Source organism: Roseovarius sp. (genome assembly GCF_040223625.1).
Classification (GTDB): domain Bacteria; phylum Pseudomonadota; class Alphaproteobacteria; order Rhodobacterales; family Rhodobacteraceae; genus Roseovarius.
The window spans coordinates 19,122-39,923 of sequence record NZ_JAVKFX010000045.1; the positions used below are offsets into that span (position 1 = coordinate 19,122).

Annotated in this window: 15 protein-coding genes, 1 tRNA gene and 1 pseudogene; 6 read left to right on the forward strand and 11 right to left on the reverse strand. The window is 67.5% G+C overall.

The features are described 5' to 3' along the window. Positions 1 to 2: 2 nt before the first annotated feature. Positions 3 to 179, reverse strand: a complete 177-nt coding sequence (locus RLN94_RS13425) for a hypothetical protein (protein ID WP_350124016.1) — start codon at positions 177 to 179, stop codon at positions 3 to 5. A gap of 57 nt (positions 180 to 236) precedes the next feature. Beyond that, the gene (locus RLN94_RS13430; protein WP_350124019.1) at positions 237 to 1,343 is read right to left on the reverse strand and encodes a pyridoxal phosphate-dependent aminotransferase; all 1,107 of its coding nucleotides are present in this window, start codon (positions 1,341 to 1,343) and stop codon (positions 237 to 239) included. 112 nt (positions 1,344 to 1,455) lie between these two features. On the opposite strand from RLN94_RS13430, the gene RLN94_RS13435 reads away from it, so the two are divergent. Continuing rightward, positions 1,456 to 2,241 (forward strand): crotonase/enoyl-CoA hydratase family protein, encoded by a 786-nt coding sequence (locus RLN94_RS13435; protein ID WP_350124022.1) that lies wholly within the window; start codon positions 1,456 to 1,458, stop codon positions 2,239 to 2,241. 57 nt (positions 2,242 to 2,298) lie between these two features. On the opposite strand, the gene RLN94_RS13440 is transcribed toward RLN94_RS13435, so the two are convergent. Together RLN94_RS13440 and RLN94_RS13445 are read right to left on the reverse strand one after the other, a co-directional pair. After that, on the reverse strand, positions 2,299 to 5,382 hold the full coding sequence (locus RLN94_RS13440) for a valine--tRNA ligase (RefSeq protein ID WP_350169102.1): 3,084 nt from the start codon (positions 5,380 to 5,382) through the stop codon (positions 2,299 to 2,301). An 82-nt stretch (positions 5,383 to 5,464) separates the two neighbouring features. Continuing rightward, positions 5,465 to 6,088, reverse strand: coding sequence for an HD domain-containing protein (locus tag RLN94_RS13445; RefSeq protein ID WP_350124292.1), 624 nt, complete (start codon positions 6,086 to 6,088; stop codon positions 5,465 to 5,467). A 143-nt stretch (positions 6,089 to 6,231) separates the two neighbouring features. On the opposite strand from RLN94_RS13445, the gene RLN94_RS13450 reads away from it, so the two are divergent. Next, complete coding sequence (locus tag RLN94_RS13450) at positions 6,232 to 7,020, forward strand: inositol monophosphatase family protein (protein ID WP_350124028.1); 789 nt, start codon at positions 6,232 to 6,234, stop codon at positions 7,018 to 7,020. Between the two features lie 36 nt (positions 7,021 to 7,056). On the opposite strand, the gene RLN94_RS13455 is transcribed toward RLN94_RS13450, so the two are convergent. The 3 genes from RLN94_RS13455 to putA are packed head-to-tail and all read right to left on the reverse strand — an operon-like array spanning position 7,057 to position 11,631. Next, positions 7,057 to 7,422 (reverse strand): GFA family protein, encoded by a 366-nt coding sequence (locus RLN94_RS13455; RefSeq protein WP_350124031.1) that lies wholly within the window; start codon positions 7,420 to 7,422, stop codon positions 7,057 to 7,059. After that, positions 7,419 to 8,165, reverse strand: a complete 747-nt coding sequence (locus tag RLN94_RS13460) for a rhomboid family intramembrane serine protease (protein WP_350124034.1) — start codon at positions 8,163 to 8,165, stop codon at positions 7,419 to 7,421. The genes RLN94_RS13455 and RLN94_RS13460 overlap by 4 nt, the downstream gene beginning before the upstream one ends. Positions 8,166 to 8,196: 31 nt before the next feature. Beyond that, positions 8,197 to 11,631 (reverse strand): bifunctional proline dehydrogenase/L-glutamate gamma-semialdehyde dehydrogenase PutA, encoded by a 3,435-nt coding sequence (putA, locus tag RLN94_RS13465; protein ID WP_350124038.1) that lies wholly within the window; start codon positions 11,629 to 11,631, stop codon positions 8,197 to 8,199. A 114-nt stretch (positions 11,632 to 11,745) separates the two neighbouring features. Between putA and RLN94_RS13470 the strand changes: the two genes are divergently transcribed. The 3 genes from RLN94_RS13470 (at position 11,746) to RLN94_RS13480 (ending at position 12,990) form a co-directional block, all read left to right on the forward strand. After that, positions 11,746 to 12,222 (forward strand): Lrp/AsnC family transcriptional regulator, encoded by a 477-nt coding sequence (locus RLN94_RS13470; protein WP_350124043.1) that lies wholly within the window; start codon positions 11,746 to 11,748, stop codon positions 12,220 to 12,222. A 31-nt stretch (positions 12,223 to 12,253) separates the two neighbouring features. Further along, positions 12,254 to 12,808 (forward strand): tetratricopeptide repeat protein, encoded by a 555-nt coding sequence (locus RLN94_RS13475; RefSeq protein ID WP_350124046.1) that lies wholly within the window; start codon positions 12,254 to 12,256, stop codon positions 12,806 to 12,808. A gap of 97 nt (positions 12,809 to 12,905) precedes the next feature. Next, positions 12,906 to 12,990: transfer RNA gene (locus RLN94_RS13480), tRNA-Leu, on the forward strand. A 152-nt stretch (positions 12,991 to 13,142) separates the two neighbouring features. Here the strand turns inward: RLN94_RS13480 and RLN94_RS13485 are convergent. From RLN94_RS13485 to RLN94_RS13495, 3 genes and pseudogenes are all read right to left on the reverse strand, one after another. Then, a complete protein-coding gene (locus RLN94_RS13485) occupies positions 13,143 to 13,682 on the reverse strand; it encodes an invasion associated locus B family protein (protein ID WP_350124049.1) in 540 nt (179 codons plus the stop codon). A 1-nt stretch (position 13,683) separates the two neighbouring features. Then, complete coding sequence (locus RLN94_RS13490; RefSeq protein WP_350124295.1) at positions 13,684 to 14,172, reverse strand: autotransporter outer membrane beta-barrel domain-containing protein; 489 nt, start codon at positions 14,170 to 14,172, stop codon at positions 13,684 to 13,686. Continuing rightward, positions 14,130 to 18,302 (reverse strand): annotated as a pseudogene (locus RLN94_RS13495) (autotransporter domain-containing protein); the annotation flags it as partial. The gene RLN94_RS13490 and the pseudogene RLN94_RS13495, both read right to left, overlap by 43 nt. Before the next feature lie 762 nt (positions 18,303 to 19,064). On the opposite strand from RLN94_RS13495, the gene RLN94_RS13500 reads away from it, so the two are divergent. Then, positions 19,065 to 19,829, forward strand: coding sequence for a hypothetical protein (locus RLN94_RS13500; protein WP_350169105.1), 765 nt, complete (start codon positions 19,065 to 19,067; stop codon positions 19,827 to 19,829). 106 nt (positions 19,830 to 19,935) lie between these two features. Here RLN94_RS13500 and RLN94_RS13505 read toward each other — a convergent pair whose 3' ends face one another. Beyond that, a complete protein-coding gene (locus RLN94_RS13505) occupies positions 19,936 to 20,559 on the reverse strand; it encodes a hypothetical protein (RefSeq protein ID WP_350124054.1) in 624 nt (207 codons plus the stop codon). Positions 20,560 to 20,802 lie beyond the last annotated feature (243 nt).

The following is a 20,802-nucleotide window of genomic DNA, read 5'->3' on the forward strand; positions in this document are numbered from 1 at the left end:
TCTTAGGCGCGGTGCCCGATCCGGGTAATCAGCAGGTTCAGGCCGTAGCTGATCGCCAGCACCACGGGCAGGCCAAAGACGGCCCACAAGACCATGAAAATCCAAAGCAAATTGACCAGTGCCATGATCAGCGCGGCATTGGTGTAATTCGGGGCTTCTGGCAGCGTACCCTTTTTCATGGCCCGAAGCTTACTGCGCGACTCAAACCTGTCAGAGTCAATAATCCGCGATGGCGGTTATCCGCGCGTCTCGGCCAGCGCCTCGGGGAGCGCCTCGGCCAGCACTGCCATGTCCTCGGGCCGGCCACAGCTGATGCGGATGCACCGGTCCTGCGGGGCGACGAAAGGCTTGCGGACGAAGACCCCGCGCGTCACCAGCGCCTCGAGGATCTGCGTCGCGAACGCCCCGTCGCGGCCGCAATCGACTGCCACGAAATTCGTGGCCGACGGCAGCGCCGCCATGCCGCTTTCCGAGGCGATGCGCGCGATCTCGTGCCGCGATTCGTCCACCTTCCGGCAGACGTAATCGAGCCAGCCGCGATCCTTCAGCGCCGCCAGCGCGCCGGCCTGCGCCACCCGGTTCATGCCGAAATGGTTGCGGATCTTGTCGAAGCTGCGGATCAGGTCCGGCGCGCCGATGGCATAGCCGATCCGGGCGCCGGCCATGCCGTAAGCCTTTGAAAAGGTTCGCATCCGGATCACCCGCGGGTCATCCGCCGCGATCGGCGCGGCGGTGCCTTCGGGGGCGAATTCCACATAGGCCTCGTCCAGCAGCAGCAGGCAGCCTTCGGGCAGGTGATCCAGCGCTTTCACGATGGTCTCGCCGCTGTGCCAGCTTCCCATCGGGTTGTCGGGGTTGGCGAGGTAGACCAGCTTGGCGCCCGTCTCTTTCGCCTTGGAAAACAGGCGGTTGGGGTCTTCATGATCGTCGCGGTAGCGCACCTTGTGCAGCTCGCCGCCGAAGCCCGCCACGTGGTAGTTGAAGGTCGGGTAGGCGCCCTCGGAGGTGACCACCGCATCGCCGGGTTCGATCAGCAGGCGCACGAGGTAGCCCAGCAGCCCGTCGATGCCTTCTCCGATCAGCACGTTATCCAGCCCGATCCCGTGATGCGCCGCCACGGCAACGCGCAGGTCATGGCTCGTCGGGTCGCCGTATTTCCAGCTCTGCGCCGCCTCTTCCCGCATGGCGGCGACCGCCTTGGGCGAGGGGCCGAACAGGCTTTCGTTGGCGCCGAGGCGGGCGCGGAAGGGGGCGCCGCGGGCGCGTTCCTGTTCCTCGGGGCCGACGAAGGGCACGTTGGCGGGGAGGGAGGTTACGAGGTCGGTATAGCGTGGTCCTGTCATGGCGGGAGATAAGACCAGACTTGGCGGGGTTGCAAGGGCGGGATGCCGTCACGTTTCGATGGCGGCAGGAGGGGAATCGGGGTTTGATGGGAGCGGAAGAAGGAGATCCCCCATGCCGCGTGTGACCGTCGAAACCATTGAGAAGATTGCCTTTGTTACCCTCAACCGGCCCGAGAAGATGAACGCCGTCGACATGGAAATGGCCGAGGGGATCGTCGAGGCGGGGGAGAGTTTGGTGGAGGCGGATATTCGGGCGGTGGTGCTTTCGGGGGCGGGGAAGGCGTTTTGTGCGGGGCTGGATGTGATGAGTTTCGCCAAGCATGCGGCGGGCGATCCGGAGGCCAGAATCATGCCGCGGACACACGGAAATACCAATCTATTTCAAGAGGTTGCCATGGTCTGGCGGAAGGTGCCGGTGCCGGTGATCGGGGCGGTGCAGGGGGTGGCGTTCGGGGCCGGGTTTCAACTGGCGTTGGGGGCGGATGTCAGGATTGCGGCGCCGGGGACGAAATTGGCGATCATGGAAATGAAATGGGGGCTGATTCCCGACATGGGCGGGATGGTTTTGCTGCCGAAGCTGGCGCGGTCGGATGTCATTCGGAGGCTGACCTATACCGCCGAGCCGATCGAGGCGGAGCAGGGCGAGCGCTGGGGGTTGGTGACGGAGATCAACGAGCAACCCTTTGAAAGGGCAAAGGAAATCGCGCAGAAGATTGCGGGGAAAAGCCCGTCTGCCATGCGGGCGGCGAAGCGGTTGATCGGTTTTGCCGAGAGTGGCGCGGGCGAGGACGAGGTGCTTTTGGAGGAAAGCCGGGAGCAGGCCAGTCTGATGGGCAAGGCAGACCAGATGGAGGTGATCGCGGCCAACATGGCGGGCCGCGATCCCGAGTTCAATTAGGCAAAATCCAACGTCGGTATAACGTCGGTATTTTGTCGGTATTACGTCGGTGCGACCTCAGCCCAGTTCCGCCAGCCGGGAAAGCGCGGCGCGGATCTTGGCCTCTTCCTCTTCCCTTGCGCGGAGGTTCTCGCGGGCCTCCTCGACCACGTCCTCGGGCGCGCTTTCGACGAATTTCGGATTGTTGAGCCGCCCGCGCAGGCCGCCCAGTTCCTTTTCGAGCTTGTCGAGGGTCTTTTCCAACCGGGCCTTCTCTTCCTCCACGTCGATCACGTCGGCCAGCGGCAGGCCGAAGCTGGCGCCGTCGGCGGGCACGGTGATGCAGCCCTTGGGCAGGCTGTCGGCCGGCGTCAGGCTGTCGATGCGGGCGAGGCGCTTGATCATCACCTCGTTGCGGTCCCACGCGGCCTGGGCGGCGGGGTCGATCTGGGTGACCAGCATCGGGATATGCAGGCCCACGGGCACGTGCACCTGCGCACGGGCCGAGCGGATCGAGTCGATCAGGTCGATGACCCAGTTCATCTCGCGGTCGGCGTCGCGGTCGATCAGCTCTTCGCCATAGGTCGGCCACTCGGCGTGAACCAGCATTTTCTCGCGTTTTCCGAGGGTTCCCCACAGTTCTTCAGTGATGAAGGGCATGATCGGGTGGAGGAGGACAAGGCACTGGTCGATGACCCATGCCATGGTCGCCTGCGTCTCGGACTTGGTGGCCTCGTCCCCGTCGAGGAGGAGGGGCTTGGAGAATTCCACGTACCAGTCGCAGACCTTGCCCCAGACGAAGGCGTAGAGGGCGTTGGCGGCGTCGTTGAAGCGGAATTGCTCGAGCGCGGTATCGACCTCGGCCCGGACCTTGGCGGTTTCGCCAACGATCCAGCGGTTCACCGTAGCGGTGGGCTGCGGGATTTGACCGTCGGAGCCGGTGGCGCCGTTCATCTCGGCAAAACGGGCGGCGTTCCAGAGCTTGGTGCCGAAATTCCGATAGCCGGCAATACGTTGCGTCGACAACTTCAGGTCGCGGCCCATGGCGGCCATGGCCGTGAGGGTGAAGCGGACGGCGTCGGCGCCGTATTCCTCGATCAGCTCCAGCGGGTCGAGCACGTTGCCCAAGGACTTCGACATCTTCTTGCCCTTCTCGTCGCGGACGAGGGCGTGACCATAGACGTGATCGAAGGGGCGTTGGCCCACGACGGCATATTGCATCATCATCATCCGGGCGACCCAGAAGAAGATGATGTCAAAGCCGGTCACCAAGACACTGGTGGGAAAGTATTTTTGCAGCTCGGGCGTGTCCTCGGGCCAGCCCAGCGTGCCGATCGGCCAGAGGCCGGAGGAAAACCACGTGTCGAGCACGTCGGGGTCCTGCCAGACGGGGTAGACGAGATGCGTGGGATCCTGCGACGCGGTGTACTCGGCCAGGCTTTCGGCGAGGCGGTGCAGGGCCTCGTCGCGCGACTTGACCTCGACCACCTGCATGGAATGCAGCGGCACCGGAAGCGACGCGAGCTTGTCGTGATAAGCCTTTGTGATCCCATCGAAATCGGGCGCGCATTCCATCAGGTAGCTGCTGTGCCCCTCGTTCAGCAGGCGCAGCATCTCGACGAGGTCGAGCGTGCCGTCGCCCTCGTCATCGTGGAAGCCGGGGCTGGATAGGTCGAACCCGTACCAGACCGGGATCTGGTGACCCCACCAGAGCTGGCGCGAAATGCACCAGGGCTCGATGTTTTCAAGCCAGTGGAAGTAAACCTTGCGGTCCTGCTCGGGCATGATGTTGACCTCGCCCTTGCGGACGGAGTCGATGGCCGGGCCGACGATTTTATGGGTGTCGACGAACCACTGATCGGTGAGCATCGGCTCGATCACGACCTTCGAGCGATCGCCAAAAGGCTGCATGATCGGCTTGTTTTCCACAAAGGGCTCGGGTTCGCCTTGATCATTTACAACTTCGACGGCCAGACCCTCGCTGGTGATCTGTTCGACGACCTTCTTGCGGGCCTCGAACCGGTCGAGACCGCGCAGATCGTCGGGCACGAGGTTGAGGGTGTCGACCTCCTCGATGGTGAAGTCGGACCCATTGGCAATTTCCTGGGCGCGGGTGGCGCAGGTGGCGTAGTCGGCCCCGTCAGAGCGCATCTGGGCGCTGGTGTTCATCAGGCGGTACATGGGAATGTTGCCGCGTTTGGCGACGCCGTAGTCGTTGAAGTCATGCGCGCCGGTGATCTTGACCGCGCCGGAGCCGAAATTGGGGTCGGGATAGTCGTCGGTGATGATCGGGATCATGCGCCGATGCTCTTTCGGGCCGACGGGGATTTCGCAGAGTTTTCTGACGATTGGCGCGTAGCGTTCATCCGAGGGATGGACGGCGACCGCCCCGTCGCCCAGCATGGTTTCGGGGCGCGTGGTGGCGATGGAGATATAGTCGCGCTCTTCCTCGAAGAGGACTTTCCCGTGCTCGTCACGCTCGACATAGGTATAGGTTTCGCCGCCCGCCAGCGGGTACTTGAAATGCCACATGTGCCCATGCGTCTCGATATTCTCGACCTCGAGATCGGAGATGGCGGTCTCGAAATGCGGGTCCCAGTTGACCAGTCGCTTGCCGCGGTAGATCAGCCCCTTGTCGTACATGTCGACGAAGACCTTGATCACGGCGTCGTGGAAATTGCCCTCTTCGCCCTCGGGCGCGGCGGGGGCGCCGGACATGGTGAAGGCGTTGCGCGACCAGTCGCAGGAGGCGCCGAGGCGCCGCAACTGGTTGATGATGGTGCCGCCGGACTGGGTTTTCCATTCCCAGACCTTTTCGAGGAATTTCTCGCGCCCCATGTCGCGGCGGGATTCGTTGCCCTCCTCGGCGAGGCGGCGTTCGACGACCATCTGGGTGGCGATGCCGGCATGGTCTTGGCCCGGCTGCCAGAGTGTGTCGTGGCCCTTCATGCGGTGCCAGCGGGTCAGGATATCCTGCAGCGTGTTGTTGAAGGCGTGCCCCATGTGGAGCGAGCCCGTCACGTTGGGCGGCGGGATCATGATCGAGAAGGTCTCGGCCCCTTCGCGTGCATTGGCGCCGGCCCTGAAGGCGCCGGCGTTTTCCCAGGCGTCGTAGATGCGGCCCTCGGCCTCTGTCGCGTCGAATGTCTTGTCCATCGCCATCTGTCGCGGTCCCCGCGCTGCTTACTTCCAGTCGAGGATCGGCATACCCAATGACAGGGCGAAGGGAAAGACGGGAATGGCGTCAGGCGGCGCGGCTTGCGGCAACCTCCGCGTCGGTCAGGGGTTCGCGGGCGCCGGGGCGGATGACGGCGGGGTCATAGGCGGGGCGGGCGAAGACCTCCTCGACCAGGGGCGCGAAGAACTCGAGCGGGAGGGTGTCGTAGTCGGGGTCGAAGCTTGCCTGGTCCCAGCGTTCGCAGAAGGTGACGTTGTCGTCGAAATAGGGGTGGCCCTTGTGGCGGTCGCGCTTGTTGGGGTCGGCGCCGTCGAGGTGGTGGCCGTAATAGATCATCTGGAAGTCGCCATGGGTCTGGACGACCCAGGTGCATTGCTCGCGCAGGAAGGGCTTGAGGATGGTGGCGGCGTATTCGTCGTGGTTGTAGGGCGCGTAGATGTCGCCGATGTCGTGGAGGAGGGCGGCGACGACCCAGTCGGTGTCGGCGCCGTCGCGCCAGGCGCGGGTGGCGGACTGGAGCGAGTGGCCGAGGCGGGTGATCTGGTAGCCGGAGAGGCCCTGGTCAAGCTCGACCAGCGCCTTGAGGAGGCGTTGGGCGGTGTGTTTGGTGTGGTCGATCTCGTGGGCGGTGAGGAATTCGTAGTCTTCCCTGGTGCCGTCCTTCATCTGGGTGAAGCTGACCTTGTCCATGGCGGCGGGTTCCCTTGGCATGTGGCGTGTCGCGGCCCATGGTAGAGCGCGGGGGGCGGCGGCGTAAAGGGGCAGGCGGCGCCCCTTGTCACCCAGGGCCGTGCGGCGTATACGCCCGGCCTGATACAAGGAGATCGTCGCCCATGCATGGCAGCGCAAACGTCAACATCATGATCAAGGCCGCGCGCAAGGCGGGGCGGTCGCTGGTCAAGGATTTCCGCGAGGTGGAGAACCTCCAGACCTCGATGAAGAGCGCGGGCGATTTCGTGAGCCGGGCGGATATCGCGGCCGAGAAGATCCTCAAGGAAGAGCTGATGGGCGCGCGGCCGACCTATGGCTGGCTGGCCGAGGAAGGTGGCGAGGAGGAGGGCAAGGACCCCACCCGCCGCTGGATCGTCGATCCGCTGGACGGGACGACGAATTTCCTGCACGGGCTGCCGCACTGGGCGATCTCGATCGGGCTGGAGCACAAGGGGCAGGTCGTGGCGGGCGTCATTTTCGACGCCGCCAAGGACGAGTTGTACTGGGCCGAGAAGGGCGAGGGCGCGTGGCTGAACGAAAGCCGGCTGCGGGTGTCGAACCGGGGCAAGATGATCGAATCGATCTTCGCGACCGGCGTGCCCTTCGGCGGGCGGGGCGACCTGCCGCAGACCCTGCAGGACCTGGCGCGGCTGATGCCGGCCTGTGCCGGCGTGCGGCGCTGGGGGTCGGCGGCGCTCGACATGGCCTACGTGGCCGCGGGCCGGTACGAGGGGTTCTGGGAGCGGCGGTTGAACGCGTGGGACCTTGCGGCGGGCGTGATCATCGTGCGCGAGGCCGGGGGCCTTGTGCAGCCGCTGCGCGAGGATCGCGACATCCTTGGCCATGGCGAGGTGGTCTGTGCCAACGAGGCGATCTTCGACAAGTTCGCGGGCATCATCCGCGACGCGTGACGCGCCGCTCGTCCAGCCCTTGCAGGCTGGCCTCGCTCAGGCGTCGGAGGGGTGATTGACGCCGTCATTCCATGGAATGGGCTCGTAATCGGCCGGGTTCACACCGTCGAGGCAGCCGAGATTGACGCCGTATTCATTGGGGTCGGAGCGGCGGCGGTGGTGGGTGTAGATCCCGCAGACCGAGCAGAACCAGTGCCGGGCCGTGCCGGTGTTCCACTGGTAGAGCGTCAGCGCCTCGGCGCCTTTCACGATTTCCAGATTGGCCACAGGCACGCTGATATTGGGCGCGGCGCGGCGGCGGCAGAAGCTGCAATCGCAGCGCATCGGATTGTCGAGCGCGCCCTCGGGCAGGTCGACGCGCAGCTCGACCGCGCCGCAATGGCAGGTGGCCCTGGTGATCATCGCCGCCGCCCCACCTTCGGCACATTGCTTCGGACATACTTGTATTCCGCGTCCGGGTGCGGCGGGTGGCCATGGGTGCGCTGCCAGAAGGCCGTGCCGCCGCGGGCGAGGAAGACCGGCAGGGTCAGCACCGCGCCGACGATGAAGCCGCCGGCATGGGCCCAGTAGGCCACGCCCCCCTGCAGCGGGTCGGCGCCGAAGCCCGCGAAGAGCTGGATGCCGAACCAGAGCGCCAGCATGATCCACGCCGGAATGGTGAAGATGCGGAAGAAGACGATGAAGATGACGAGGATGTCGACCTTGGCCTTGGGGAAAAGCAGCAGGTAGCCGCCCATGACGCCTGCGATGGCGCCCGAGGCGCCGACGGTGGGCACGGGCGAATAGGGCGCGGCGAGGACATGGGCCAGGCCCGCGCCGATGCCCGAGGCGAGGTAGAAGGCGAGATAGCCAAGGTGCCCCATCTCGTCTTCCATGTTGTCACCGAAGATCCACAGGAACAGCATGTTGCCCAGAAGGTGCATCACCCCGCCATGCAGGAACATGGAGGTGAAGACGGTATGGTAGGTGCCGTCCTGCGTGACCATGGCCGGCACCATCGCCCATTCGTAGAAGAAGGCGTTGAGCTCGCGCGGATCGGTGAAATACGGCCAATACGCGAGGAAAATCACGATATTGGCCGCCATCAGGGCATAGGTCACATAGGGCGTGCGCCCCGACGGGTTATGGTCGCGGATGGGGAACATGGGCTTACGCTGCGGCGAAAGCCGGGCGGCGTCAAGCGGCTCCGCCCAGCAGGGCTGCGTTTCCTCCGGCGGCCGTGGTGTCGACGCAGACATGACGCTCGTGGCAGACATGGCCGTGGTCGGGCTGGCCGGTGATCAGCGGCAGGATCGGGCCGGATCGGACGGCCAGCGCCTGCGCGTAGGCGCGGCCCTTTTCAGCGTCGCCCCACCAGAGCGCGCCGGCATGGCCGTCGAGCGTGGTCAGCAGGTCGGGGGAGATGTCGCCCGTCGCCTCGACCGCGGCGCCGCCAAGCGCGCGGACGGCCTCGGCCTGGGCCTTGGCGGCGTCGGCGCCCGGCCCGAGGCAGAGGATGGCGTTGCGGCGGTAGCTGCCGAGGCGGTTCGATTCGCCGGTGGGGCCGGGCAGGACGAGGTCGGCGAGGCGCTTGTCGCGGCCAGTATTGGCTTGGCTGAGGGCCTTTTCGATGTCGGACCGGGGCATGGTGCCGGACCAGTCGCTTCCCTGTTGCGGGGCCGGGGCGAGGGTGTAGCGGGGCAGGTAATGCGGCCCGCCGGCCTTTGGCCCGGTGCCGGAAAGCCCTTCGCCGCCAAAGGGTTGGCTGCCCACGATGGCGCCGATCTGGTTGCGGTTCACATACATGTTGCCGGCCTCGATCCGGTCGGTGACGTGCTGAACGCGGTCGTCGATGCGGGTCTGCAGGCCGAAGGTCAGGCCGTAGCCGGTGGCGTTGATGGCGTCGATGACGGCGTCCAGCTCGTCGGCCCTGAAGGTGGCGAGGTGCAGGACGGGGCCGAAGATTTCCCGTTCGAGATCGGCGATGCCGTTTACGCGGATCAGGGTCGGGGCGATGAAGCTGCCGGAATTGGGGGTTTTCAGCTCGTGCATCAGGCGGCCCTCGGCGCGGGCCTGCTGAATGTGTTCGGCGATGGTGGAGCGGGCGTCTTCGTCGATCACCGGCCCGACGTCGGTGGAGAGGTGCCACGGCGTGCCCATGATCAGCGCGTCCATCGCGCCGGTGAGCATTTCGGTGAAGCCCTCGACGATATCCTCCTGCACGTAGAGGCAGCGGAGCGCCGAACAGCGCTGGCCGGCGGACTGGAAGGCGGATTCGACGATGGCCTGCACCGCCTGTTCGGGGAGCGCGGTCGAGTCGACGATCATGGCATTGAGCCCGCCGGTTTCGGCGATGAGCGGCGCGCCGGGGGCGAGGTTCTCGGCCATGGCTTGGCGGATCTTCATCGCGGTCGCGGTGGAGCCGGTGAAGGCCACGCCATCGACGCGCGCATCGGAGGTGAGCTCCGCGCCGACCTCGCCCGCGCCGGGGAGGAGTTGGAGGGCGGTCTGCGGCACGCCGGCCTCGTGCAGGAGGCGGATGGCGAGGTGGGAGATGAGCGGGGTCTGCTCGGCCGGTTTGGAGAGGACCGCGTTGCCGGCGGCGAGTGCCGCGCTGATCTGGCCGGTGAAGATGGCGAGGGGGAAGTTCCACGGGGAAATGCAGGTGAACGTGCCGACGGGTGGCGCCTCGGGGACGTTGGCGGCGTAGTAGCGGAGGAAATCGACCGCCTCGCGCAGTTCGGCGACGGCGTCGGGCAGGGATTTGCCGGCCTCGCGGGCGATGACGGCGAAGATCTCGCCGAAGTTCTTTTCATAGAGATCGGCGGCGCGGTTGAGGATGCGGGCGCGCTCCTCGGCCGGGGCGTCCCACGGTTCGGCGTGGGCGAGGGCGGTTTCGATATCGGCCTCGCTGGCCGTGGCGACGGTGCCGGGGCTGTCGGCCGGATCCGCGGGGTTGGTGACCGGTTGCGGCGCGTTGGGGGCCGCCTGGCCCGCGAGGATCGGGGCGGCGTCCCAGGTGGTGGTGGCGAAGGGGCCGCGCTCGGCGGCAATGAGGTCGAGCGTGGGCTGGTGGGTGAGGTCGAAGCCCTTGGAATTGGGGCGTTCGGGAAGGAAGAGTTCGGGGCCGCGGGAAAGGCGGGCGGCCATGTCATTGACGGCGTTGAAGGGATCGCGGGCAACCTCCTCTGGCGGGACATCTTCGTCGACGATCTGGTTGACGAAGGAGGAGTTGGCGCCGTTTTCCAGCAGGCGGCGGACGAGATAGGCCAAGAGGTCGCGGTGGGCGCCGACGGGGGCGTAGATGCGGCAGCGGGTGTGCTCGGCCTTCATGATGAGGGTGTGGAGGGACTCGCCCATGCCGTGGAGGCGCTGAAATTCGAACTCGTCCTTCTGGTCCTTGCCCATGTCGAGCACGGCGGCGGCGGTGTGGGCGTTGTGGGTGGCGAACTGGGGGTAGATCCGGTCGGTCATCGACAGGAGCTTGCGGGCGTTGGCGATGTAGGAGATGTCGGTGGCCGCCTTGGAGGTGAAGACGGGGAAGCCGTCGACGCCTTCGACCTGGGCGCGCTTGATCTCGGTGTCCCAGTAGGCGCCCTTGACGAGGCGGACCATGATCCGGCGGTCGAGGCGCTGGGCCATGTCGTAGAGGTGGTCGAGCACGGGGGCGGCGCGCTGGCCGTAGGCCTGGACGACGACGCCGAAGCCGTCCCAGCCGGCGAGGGAGGGCTCGGAGAGGGTGGCCTCGATGACTTCGAGGGAGAGGGAGAGGCGGTCGGCCTCCTCGGCGTCGATGTTGAGGCCCATGCGGGCGGATTTCGCCAGCAGCGCGAGGGAGCGCAGGCGGGGCATGAGGACGTTCATCACGAGGTCTTCCTGCGCCACCTCGTAGCGGGGGTGAAGGGCGGAGAGCTTGACCGAGATGCCCGGATTGTCGCGGATGTCGCGGTTGGTGCAGGCGGCGGAGATGGCGGAGATGGCGCGGGCATAAGCGAGGTGGTAGCGGATCGCGTCATCATCGGTGCGCGCGGCCTCGCCCAGCATGTCGTAGGAATAGGTGTAGCCCTTCTTCTCCATGTTGGCGGCGCGGGCCATGGCGCTTTCGATGGTCTCGCCGAGGACGAACTGGCGGCCCATTTCCTTCATGGCGCGACCGACTGCGGTGCGGATGACGGGCTCGCCCAGCCGGCGGATGGCGCCGCGCAGGGCCTTGACGGGGCCCGGATCCTCGTCCTTCAGCACCTTGCCGGTGAGCATCAGCGCCCAGGTCGAGGCGTTGACGAGGGGGGAGGTGGAATGGCCCATGTGGCGGCCCCAGTCGGAGGGGGCGATCTTGTCCTCGATCAGCGCGTCGATCGTCTCGGCGTCGGGCACGCGGAGCAGCGCCTCGGCCAGGCACATCAGCGCGATGCCTTCCTCCGTTGACAGGCCGTATTCGGCGAGGAACACTTCCATCAGGCCGGGGTTCGACTGGTTGCGGATGTCGCGGACGAGTGATGCGCCCCGGTCGCAGATGCGCGCGCGGTCCTCTTCCGACAGGGCGGCAAGGGCCGTCAGCCGGTCGAGCGTCTCGGCCTCGTCGGCATAGGTGGCAAGGTCGATGGCGCGGCGGGTGTCGCTGTCGTAGGGCAAGGCTGTCTCCTGAAGGCAGAAGTGATTTATCCCATTTTATCATTGCCTGATTTAAAGTTTTTCCCGAAAATCTCAAAGCCGCAGTCGATATGGGAAGAAAAACGGGCGGAAACCATGCAGGATGAACATGCACAGCTTGACCGGTTCGACCGGGCGATTCTTCGCGTGCTGGCCGCGGACGGGCGGATCTCGATCACCGACCTCGCGCGGGAGATCGGGCTGTCGAAATCGCCCACGCAGGCGCGGCTTCGGCGGCTGGAGGCGGCGGGGGTGATCACCGGCTACCGGGCGCTGGTCGACCCGATCCGGCTGGGCCATGATCACGTGAGCTTCGTCGAGGTGCGGCTGCACGACACGCGGGAGCGGGCGCTGGCGGAATTCAACGCCGCCGTGCTCAAGGTGCCGGAAATCGAGCAGGCGCACATGATCGCGGGGAATTTCGACTACCTGCTGAAGATCCGCACCCAGAGCATGGCCGATTACCGGCGCATCCTGGCCGAGCATGTCTCGACCCTGCCGCATGTGGCGAACACCTCGACCTACGTGGCGATGGAGGCGGTGAAGGAGAGCACGCTGCCAACCGTGATTTGATTTGCGCGGCCGGCGGGCCATAATGGTGGGCATGAGACAGCTTGCCGCCGCCGTGTTGACCGGGGTTCTGGCCGCGGGGCCGGGATGGGCCGAGTGCCCGCCGGCGCCGGATCACGCGGATGCGCTGACCGGCTTGATTGAACGGGTGCAGGCGGCGCCCGACGAGCGGTCGGCAAAGTTGATTTCCAACGAGATGTGGGAGTTGTGGGCCGATGCGCCGGACAAGCGCGCGCAGGAACTGCTGGACGAGGGGATGAGCCGGCGCGAGGCCTATGATTTCAAGGGCGCGGTCGTGGCCTTCGATGCGCTGATCGCCTATTGCCCGGACTATGCGGAGGGGTACAACCAGCGGGCCTTTGTCAATTTCATCCGGCAGGATTACGAGGGCGCGCTGCCCGATCTGGAACGCGCGCTGGCGCTGTCGCCGCGCCATATCGCGGCGATGACGGGGCAGGCCCTGACGCTGGCGGCGCTCGATCGGAAGGCGGAGGCCGCGCTGGTGCTGCGCGAGGCGCTGGAGATGAACCCGTGGCTGGGCGAGCGGGCGCTGCTTCCGGTGCTGGAGGCGGAGGAAGAGGAGCTTTAGGCGGGGGATGTTGCGCCCGGGACAAAGCTTGCGGCCGTAGCGCGCTGGGGTGATGACATGCGCCCGGGGTTGTGACACATGTTGGGCACCTTCCCTGGCGGACGTGATGGAATGGTAGACATATCGGACTTAAAATCCGAAGGCCTTGTGCCGTGTGGGTTCGAGTCCCACCGTCCGCACCAATTTTCTTGTGCTACCGCGCGGAGCGCTGCTTGAGCGCTGGTTAGTGTGCTATCGCGCGGGGCGCTACTTGAGCACGGGTTAGTGTGCTATCGCGCGGGGCGCTACTTGAGCAGGGGGTGGTGTGCCGGCACCACCACCGTCTCCAACAGGATCAGGACCCGGTCAGTTCGGCGAGGCGGTCGAGGGCCGAGCCGAAGCCCGAGAGGGAGATCGAGAAGGCCACTTCCTGTCCGGTGTCGTGTGCTGCCGCGCGGAGCTGCAGCGCCGTGCCGGTGCGCAGGGCGCTGACCGTCGCGGCGTCGAAGTCGAGCGTGACGAGGCAGCCCTGGGGCAGGCAGGTGGCGAAGCGCCACGTGGGCAGGGGAGCGGCGTCGTCGATCGCCGGGGTGATGCCGGCGTCGAGGTTCAGGCCGAAGGGCAGGAGCAACGCCCCGCCGGCGGCCGTGCCGTCCTCCCTGGCGGAGAGTTCCATGGTCAGCACGCGCTGGCGGTCTTCGCCGCGCACCTGGGTCTGGGCGATGGCGCAGCGCACCGCGTCGTTGGCGGACTGGCAGGTCACGCGCCAGTCGCCATGGGTTTCGTTGAGCGAGGACGCGCCGCCGGGGAGGCCCTGGGCGGCGGAGAGGGAGGCGCCGCCGATGGCGAGGGCGGCCGCGAGGAGCAGGCGGGCGGGGCGGAAGAAATGCTGCACGTCAGAACCTGATGTTGATGCCGATATTGGCGGTGTGGCTTTGCTGGCTGTCCGAGAAGAGGCCGTCATAGCTGACATTGAGGCTCATGGTTTCGGAGACGTCCCAGGCGATGCCGGCGCCGAGGCGCAGGCGGTCGCGGCCGGCGTCGGAGCCGTTGACGGTGAAGGCCGTCGGGCTGCCGGCGAAGGCGACCGTCTGGCTGGGCACCACGTCGGCGAAAGCGTGCTCCCACATGGCGCGGACTTGCAGCACCGCCTCGCCGTGCCGGGTGGGCATGGTGTGGGCGAGGGCGAGGCCGAGGCCGGTGTCGAGCCGTGCCCAGGTTTCGGAGGTGGCGGTCAGGTTGAGCGCGCCCGCGCCGGTTTCGGTGAAGCCGTCCTGGCGGGACCAGCCGGCGTCGAGCGTGGCGACGGGCGAGAGGGTGGTGCGCGGGGGCCGACGCTGAAGGCATAGGCGGCTTCGGCCGAGAGGCCCAGCGTGTGGGTCCAGTAATCGGCCGCCGCCGTGCGGTTGAGCCCGCCGAAGACGATCTGCCGCCGGGTTTCGACCCGGCTGGCCATGTAGCCGAGGCTTCCGGTGAGGGAGAGCGGCCCGTCGGACCAGCCGCCGTAGACGCCGATATTGTAGCTGTCGGCATCGGCGCTGGAGAGCCGGGCGTCGACGTTGCTTTCGCTGTAGAGGTAGCCGAGGCCGAAGCCGAGCCAGGCGTGGCCGTTGGCCGTGTCGACCGGCCCCTCGTAGCCGCCGGCGATGCCGGCCGTCCACCAGTCGAGCTTGGCGGCGTTGTTGTTGGCATCGACCGAGCCGCGCCCGCCGAGCGGGGCGATCCAGAGGTTGGGGCTGCGGGCCGGAAAGGACGTGTCGTCGACGGCGGCGAAGGAAAGCCGCGTGACTGCGCCCTGTCCGCCGGGGCCGACGCCGGTCAGGCCGGCCGCGGCCTGCCGGCCCATGGTGCGCGAGAAGAGCGAGAAGGCCTGGTCGATCACGTGCTGGCTGGAGGCGTGGACCTCGCCCGAGGCAAGGTCGAAGGCGCGGCGCGCCTCGACCTCGTCGGTGAGGAAGAGCAGCTCGTTGTAGACGGTGAGGGCGTCGCCGCTCTGCTCGAGGTCGGAGAGGCCGGTGGCGGACTGGACCTGGTTGAAGGTCCGGGCGACGGAGGTGAAATCCATGCCGATGCCCTCGGCCGTCAGCAGGATGTCGACATAGGTGTCGCCGTACTCGATATCCGAGTCGAGGAAGAGGAACGGGTTGTCGTAGGTGAAATCGCCGTTCCGGACGACGCTGTCGGCGGTGATGATCCGGTAGCTCTGGCCGCCCCGGTAGCTTTCCTCGGTGCTGAGCTTGGTGACCTGCACCTCGCCGCCGTTGATCGTGGCGGTGCCGGTGGCGGCGATCAGGTCGGCCTGGTCGGGCGCGGCAAGCTCGACCTCGTAGACCGAGCCGGTGTTGAAGGTCACGTCGCCGGCGACGGTGATGGTGCCGATGGAGTTGCCCGGCGCGACGGTGCCGTCGACGGTCAGCCCGCCCAGGGTGCCGATGCCTTCGAGGCGGCCGTCGGGGCCGACGGTCATCATCATGTTGGCGAGGGTGGCGTCGTTGACCAGGGTGCCGCCGCTGACGAGGAAGGGGGCGGCGAGGGTGTTGGTTCCCGTCAGGGTCCAGGTGGAGGCGCCTTCCTTGAGGAAGCTGTCGAAGCCGTTGTACTTCGTGCCGATCAGGGCCACGTCGAAGGTGTCGGTGCCCGGGCCACCGAGCACGAAGGTGTCGGTGCCGGTGCCCGCGAAGACATTGCCGTTGACGATGGCGCCAGGGTGGATCTCGAACCGGTTGTCGGCGCCGGTATCGGCGCCGGCGGGGGCGGTGTTGGCCAGCGTCAGCGTGGCGCCGGACCGGACGGTGAAGCCGCGGGCGATCGGGTCGATGAACTCGTTCTGGAGGACGAGCGTGCCTTCCTTGACCTCCCATAGCGGGATCGAGGAGAGGTTGGCGAGCGTCCAGGTGGAGGCGTCTTCCTTCTCGAATATCTCGAAATCGTTGTACCGGGTGCCGAGCAGTTCCTGGTCGAAGGTCTGTGCCCCGGTGCCGCCCAGCACGAAGGTGTCGGTGCCGGCGTCGGCCTCGACCGTGCCGTTGACCACGTGGGTGGCGTGCAGCTCGAACCGGTCGTCGAGGTCGTCGAACTGCACGGCGACGCCGCTGTCGCCGGTGATGGTGCCGGCGACGAGCACGGAGGCCATGGCGCCGTCAAACATGAGCGCGTTTTCCGCGCCGCTGACCATGGCGCCCTCTGCCACGGTGACGATGCCGGACGCATCCGGGCCGGAGCCCTCGAACGCCATGCCGGAGCCGCCGGGGCCGGTAGCCTCGTAGGAGGTGCTGGCGAGTGCCGTGATCTCGGCGGTCTGGCCCGCCTCGAGCTGGCCCAGCACGGCATGGGCGCCGATACCAGACGCCGAGAAGGCGCTGTTTTCCGGCGCGACCATGGTGCCGCCTTTCAGCAGGAGCGCGGCGGCGCCGGCGCCGGTGGTGGTGGAGGTGATATCGCTCACGGCCAGCACGCTGTCGGTGCCCATTTCCGACATGTCGGCGCCGAGCCCCTCGCCGATGACAAGGCCATGCGCCTCGGTGCCGGAGGTGGTGATGGACAGGTTCTCGGCGGCCGTGGTGAACACGCTGCCGGTGGCGCCGGTGCTGCCGATGTCCAGCACGATGCCGCGCGCCCGGTCGCCGGTGGTGGTCACGGTGACGTCGGTGACCGCGAAGGTCGCGTCGCTGTCCGTGGCGCCGGCGCCGAGGCCATAGAGGACGAGACCGTCCGCCGCGTCGCCCTCCGTCTCGATGGTCAGGTCCGAGACGGCGTAGGCAAGGCTGGTCTGGTCGATATTCGGGGCCGCGCCGTCATATAGGGCTGCATCGCCGATGATGATGCCCGACGAACCGGTCCCCTGGGTGGTCACCGAGATATCGAGGAGGTCGACAACAGTGGTGCTGAGACTGCCGGGGCCGCGCAGCGGCACGGCAAGCAGGCCGACGGAATTGTTTCCCTCGGTGGACAGGGTCAGGTTCGCGGCGTCGAAGGAGGCGACACTGCTGTCGTTTGCCACGCCCAGGAGGGTGATGGCGCCGGAGCCGTCGCCCGTCGTGGTGACCGTGAGATCGGAGAGGGTGGTGCTCCAGGCAGAGCTCTCGCCGGCGCCGCCGACGAAAAGGCCCCCGGCATTCGTCCCGGTGGTCGAGATGGTCGTATTCGTGATCGTCGTTTCAACTGCCGAGCCGTCGCCCAACCCGGACAGGGACACGGCCGGGCTGTCGGTTCCGTCCGTGGTGAAGCTGCTGTCGTCGATGGTGAGCGTGCGTGTCGATGCCTCGCCGCCCTCCTCGACAAGGAAGGCGGGGGCATCGTCGCCGCCTGTGTCGATGGTGACGTTGGCGAGGAAGTACGTGTCGCTCGATGTGTCGCCGCCGTTCGTCACGCGGCTGACGATGCCGGCGGCGCCGTCGCCTTCCGTGGTCAGGGTGCTGTCGATCACGGCGAGGTTGGAGATCGCGCTTTCCCCGCGGGAGGTTTCGAGAAGCGTGGCGTTGTCGCCCTCGGAGGTGAGGCTGGTGTCGAGCAGGAAGACCAGGAGGTCGCTGTTATCGCCGGCGGAGAGGTCGAACACGCCGGAGCCGTCGCCGAAGGTGCCAAAGCTGAGCGCCTCGGCCGTGAGGTTCAGGCTGGAGTTGACGCCCAGGTCGATGTCGATCAGCGATGAGTCTATGCCGCTGGTCTGGAAGGCGGGGTTGGGCCCGGGGCCGTCGCCCACGAATTGCAGGGTTGCAGTGGAGCCGCCGGTGCCGTGGACCAGGACGCCGGGCGAGGCGTCGCCGAAGGTGGCGATGGTCGGGACGGCATCGGTCGCGGTGCGGTCGATCTCGAGGTTGAAGACGCTGTTCGCTCCCGGCCCGAGAATGGCGGGGGCGTTGTCGCCGGCGGTGGTGATGCGGGAGTCGCCGGAGATGATGACGCTCATGGCCGAATTGTCGGACGGCAGGGCAAGGCCCGCCGAGCCGTCGAAGAAGGTCGAGACCGAGCCGTCGGCCAGCACGACGTCGAGCGCGCCGGGGCCTTCGACGAGGATCGCAGGGGCATTCTCGGTCAGGGTGGAGATGGCGCCGTCGCCGGTGATGATGACCGCCAGCGCATCCGGGGCCCGGACGCCGGCCGCCCCGGCCGAGAGCACGGTGCCGCCGTCGATGAAGACGGTGTTGCGGCCGGTCGCCGAGGCCGGCGGGGTGGGTGTGGCGGGGCCGGAGGGGGTGCGCGGATCGGGGCCGGTGCCGTCGATATAGGCGTTGATCGCGTTCATCGTCAGGTCGGCCATCTTGGCCTTGTTGACCGTCACCTTGGCGGTGATTTCATGGATCGATGTCTGCAGCGCCTCGGGGTCGCCGGCGCCAAGCTCGATCGTGGCCGCGCCGGGGGCGGGCCGGACGGGGCTTTCGGCCTGAAGCGAGTCGTAGAGGGCGCCGAGCGTGGCCTGGTCTGTGATGCCGGCGAAGTCGCCTTCGATGGTGTCGAGTATGGGGGCCGGCAGGGTGGCGGGGTCGAAATCGGAGATCCGGGCGCCGTCCGACATGTCGATCAGCGCGCCGCCGCCGAGGTCGATGGCGGGGCTGGTGTCGGTCTGGAGCGTGGCGTTGGGGTCGAAGTTCACCGTCACGTCGGTGGCGCCGGGGGCGGTGATGGCGTCTGTCTCGGTGGTGACGGCATCGCAGGTGACGGTGGCGCCGCTCGCGGGCGTGGTCGTGTCGCAGGCGGCGTATGCGGGCGCCGGGGCGACGCCGAGGGCGGCGGCGAGCGCGATGGCCGAGACGGCCGTGGAGGTGCCGGCCTTGTGCCTGAAGGACAATGTTCCCGTGTGCCGGGTTGCGCCTGCCTTCGACCCCGCCGTTGCGGGCTGACCCACATGTGTCACGTGCCGTCCTCCATCAGAGCGATCCGCCCGGATCGCCGTGTTCAGGTCAGGGGCCAGGCGGCCCCGCGTTCAATTCGCCGGCACGTTCACGGGAAAGGTCTGAATTCAACTGCCACCGCTCAACGGATGCCCGTCCTTGGCCCGCGGCATAGGGTGCCGGGGCCGAAAAAATTGCTCTCGATCTTCTCTGATGCGAAGGGGAGAGGCCGGTCGCTATGCGCGTGCGGCACCGTGACGAAACGCATCTCACCCTCCCTCGTACACCGTGCCGCGCCGCCGCTTAAGGACGGTCTTTCGCGGCACACTGCCCGGTGCTGTCCGGATGTTGGTCGGGCCGGGCAATACAATTCCTACGAATGTTATCGACTATTGACACACACGGGAAGCCTGTTTGTCGGGAAATGTGGCGAGATTTGGGCAGGTGTGGCCCGGAAGTACGGGCGGCTGGCAAAGCGCATCGGTTTGCGACAAGCTGCGGGGCGTGACGGGCGCGCGGGGCCGATCCAGTCGCTGCTGGTGAGGGCCGGGGGGCAGGCGGCCCGGCGGGTGGGGGCGGAGCACCTCGATGGGCTGCATTTCTCGACCGTGTGGCGCCGGGATGCGGCGGAGGGCGGGGCGGGCAGGGATGTCTTCATCGCGGGCGGTCAGGCGTTTGCGGTGAGCGATCCGCTGTCGGCGGCTTTGCTGGACAGGTTGGAGGGGGCGTTTCCGGGGACATGTGCGCTGGGCGAGCTTGTGGATGGCATGGCGTCGGGGGGCGGCGCGGCGGGCGGCCCTGCTGAAGAGGGCATCCGCGAGGCGCTGTTCCGGCTGGTGGCGGGCGGGCAGGTGGAGGTCTCGTCGGTTCCGCTGCGCACCGGGCGGGCGTCGGACATGCGCCCGGAGGTGTGGCCGCTGGCGCGGTGCGAGGCAGGTGCGGGGCAGCCCTGGCTATCCTCGCTCCGGCACGGGCCCGAGAGCCTCGAGCCGGGGCTTGCCGGGATCGTGGCGCTTCTAGACGGCACGCTTGACCGGGCGGCACTGGCGGCACGGGTGCGGGCGGGTGTCGAGGACGAGACAATTACGTTGGGGGGAAGCGATCTGTCGGAGCAGAAGGGCGGTCAGGCGCGGTCAGAAGCGGTGGACGGGATCGTCGACCGGCTGCTTCTCTGGCTCGAGCGGGGCGCGCTGTTGCAGCCTGGTGGCTGATCCGGGTGGCGTCGACCGTCAAAGGTGGCCGGCCCCGCCCGGGAGACAGGCGGGACCAGCGCGACCGGACCGCGGAGGGACGGGCGGCCCGGCAGGGAAGAGACCCTTAGTTCGACATGCCGGTGCGGGCGGTGCCCGCGGCGGCGATGTGGCTTTGCAGCTCGGCCTTGGTCATGCCGTAGCTCACCTGCCCGTCGGCCTCGGTCGAGAGGTTGGCGGCTTCGACGGCAACCTTGCTGAGCGGGCCCTGCAGGTCGGCGGCGAGGTCGATGACGGCCTGGGTGCTGCCATCCTTCTCGTCGGTGCGCAGGCCGCTGACCTGGCCGATCACCTCGCCATCGGCGGAGATCACGCTCGCGCCGGTGGCGACCGTCGAGTTGAGTTCGCCCGTGGCCTGGGTGGCGACCGATGCCGTCGCGGCCGAGGTGGTGCTGTCCTCCTCGAGGGTGCTGGCGGCGGTGCTGTCGGCCGTGTCGCTCTCGTCGCCGGTGACGCTGCCGACGCTGGCATCGGCGCCGACGCTGGCGTCCGCGCCCACGCTGGCGCTATCCGTGCCGACACCGGCGTCCGCGCCGACGCCTGCATCCGCGCCGACGCCGCCGACACCGCCGACACCGGCATCCGCGCCGGCGCCGGCATCGGCCCCGACGCCGCCGACGCCCTGGGCATATGCGGGAAGGGCCAGCGCGCCGGCCAGTGCGGTCGTGAGTGCGAGTGATCTGAGTTTCATTGAGCTCACCTTTGTTCCATTTCTTTCAGCCGGGGCGAGTGGTTGCCCAGGCTGGAGACAGAAATGGGGCCGCGGCCCGGGTTGCAACCGCCGCCGGCGGATCGGCTGACGTGGCGGCAGGTTTCAGCCCAAACCCGGCGGGCGCGAAGGCGGAATGCCGCACAACGTACAAATCGCGTGAAACCCAGCGGTTGCTTATGCGTTCATGCAGATTTCCCGCGCATGGTACTTATCGGTCCGGCG

Coding starts and splice junctions, on each gene's coding strand:
- RLN94_RS13425 (WP_350124016.1), bottom strand. CDS start 179: ATGAAAAAGGGTACGCTGCCAGAAGCCCCGAATTACACCAATGCCGCG.
- RLN94_RS13430 (WP_350124019.1), bottom strand. CDS start 1,343: ATGACAGGACCACGCTATACCGACCTCGTAACCTCCCTCCCCGCCAAC.
- RLN94_RS13435 (WP_350124022.1), top strand. CDS start 1,456: ATGCCGCGTGTGACCGTCGAAACCATTGAGAAGATTGCCTTTGTTACC.
- RLN94_RS13440 (WP_350169102.1), bottom strand. CDS start 5,382: ATGGCGATGGACAAGACATTCGACGCGACAGAGGCCGAGGGCCGCATC.
- RLN94_RS13445 (WP_350124292.1), bottom strand. CDS start 6,088: ATGGACAAGGTCAGCTTCACCCAGATGAAGGACGGCACCAGGGAAGAC.
- RLN94_RS13450 (WP_350124028.1), top strand. CDS start 6,232: ATGCATGGCAGCGCAAACGTCAACATCATGATCAAGGCCGCGCGCAAG.
- RLN94_RS13455 (WP_350124031.1), bottom strand. CDS start 7,422: ATGATCACCAGGGCCACCTGCCATTGCGGCGCGGTCGAGCTGCGCGTC.
- RLN94_RS13460 (WP_350124034.1), bottom strand. CDS start 8,165: ATGTTCCCCATCCGCGACCATAACCCGTCGGGGCGCACGCCCTATGTG.
- RLN94_RS13470 (WP_350124043.1), top strand. CDS start 11,746: ATGCAGGATGAACATGCACAGCTTGACCGGTTCGACCGGGCGATTCTT.
- RLN94_RS13475 (WP_350124046.1), top strand. CDS start 12,254: ATGAGACAGCTTGCCGCCGCCGTGTTGACCGGGGTTCTGGCCGCGGGG.
- RLN94_RS13505 (WP_350124054.1), bottom strand. CDS start 20,559: ATGAAACTCAGATCACTCGCACTCACGACCGCACTGGCCGGCGCGCTG.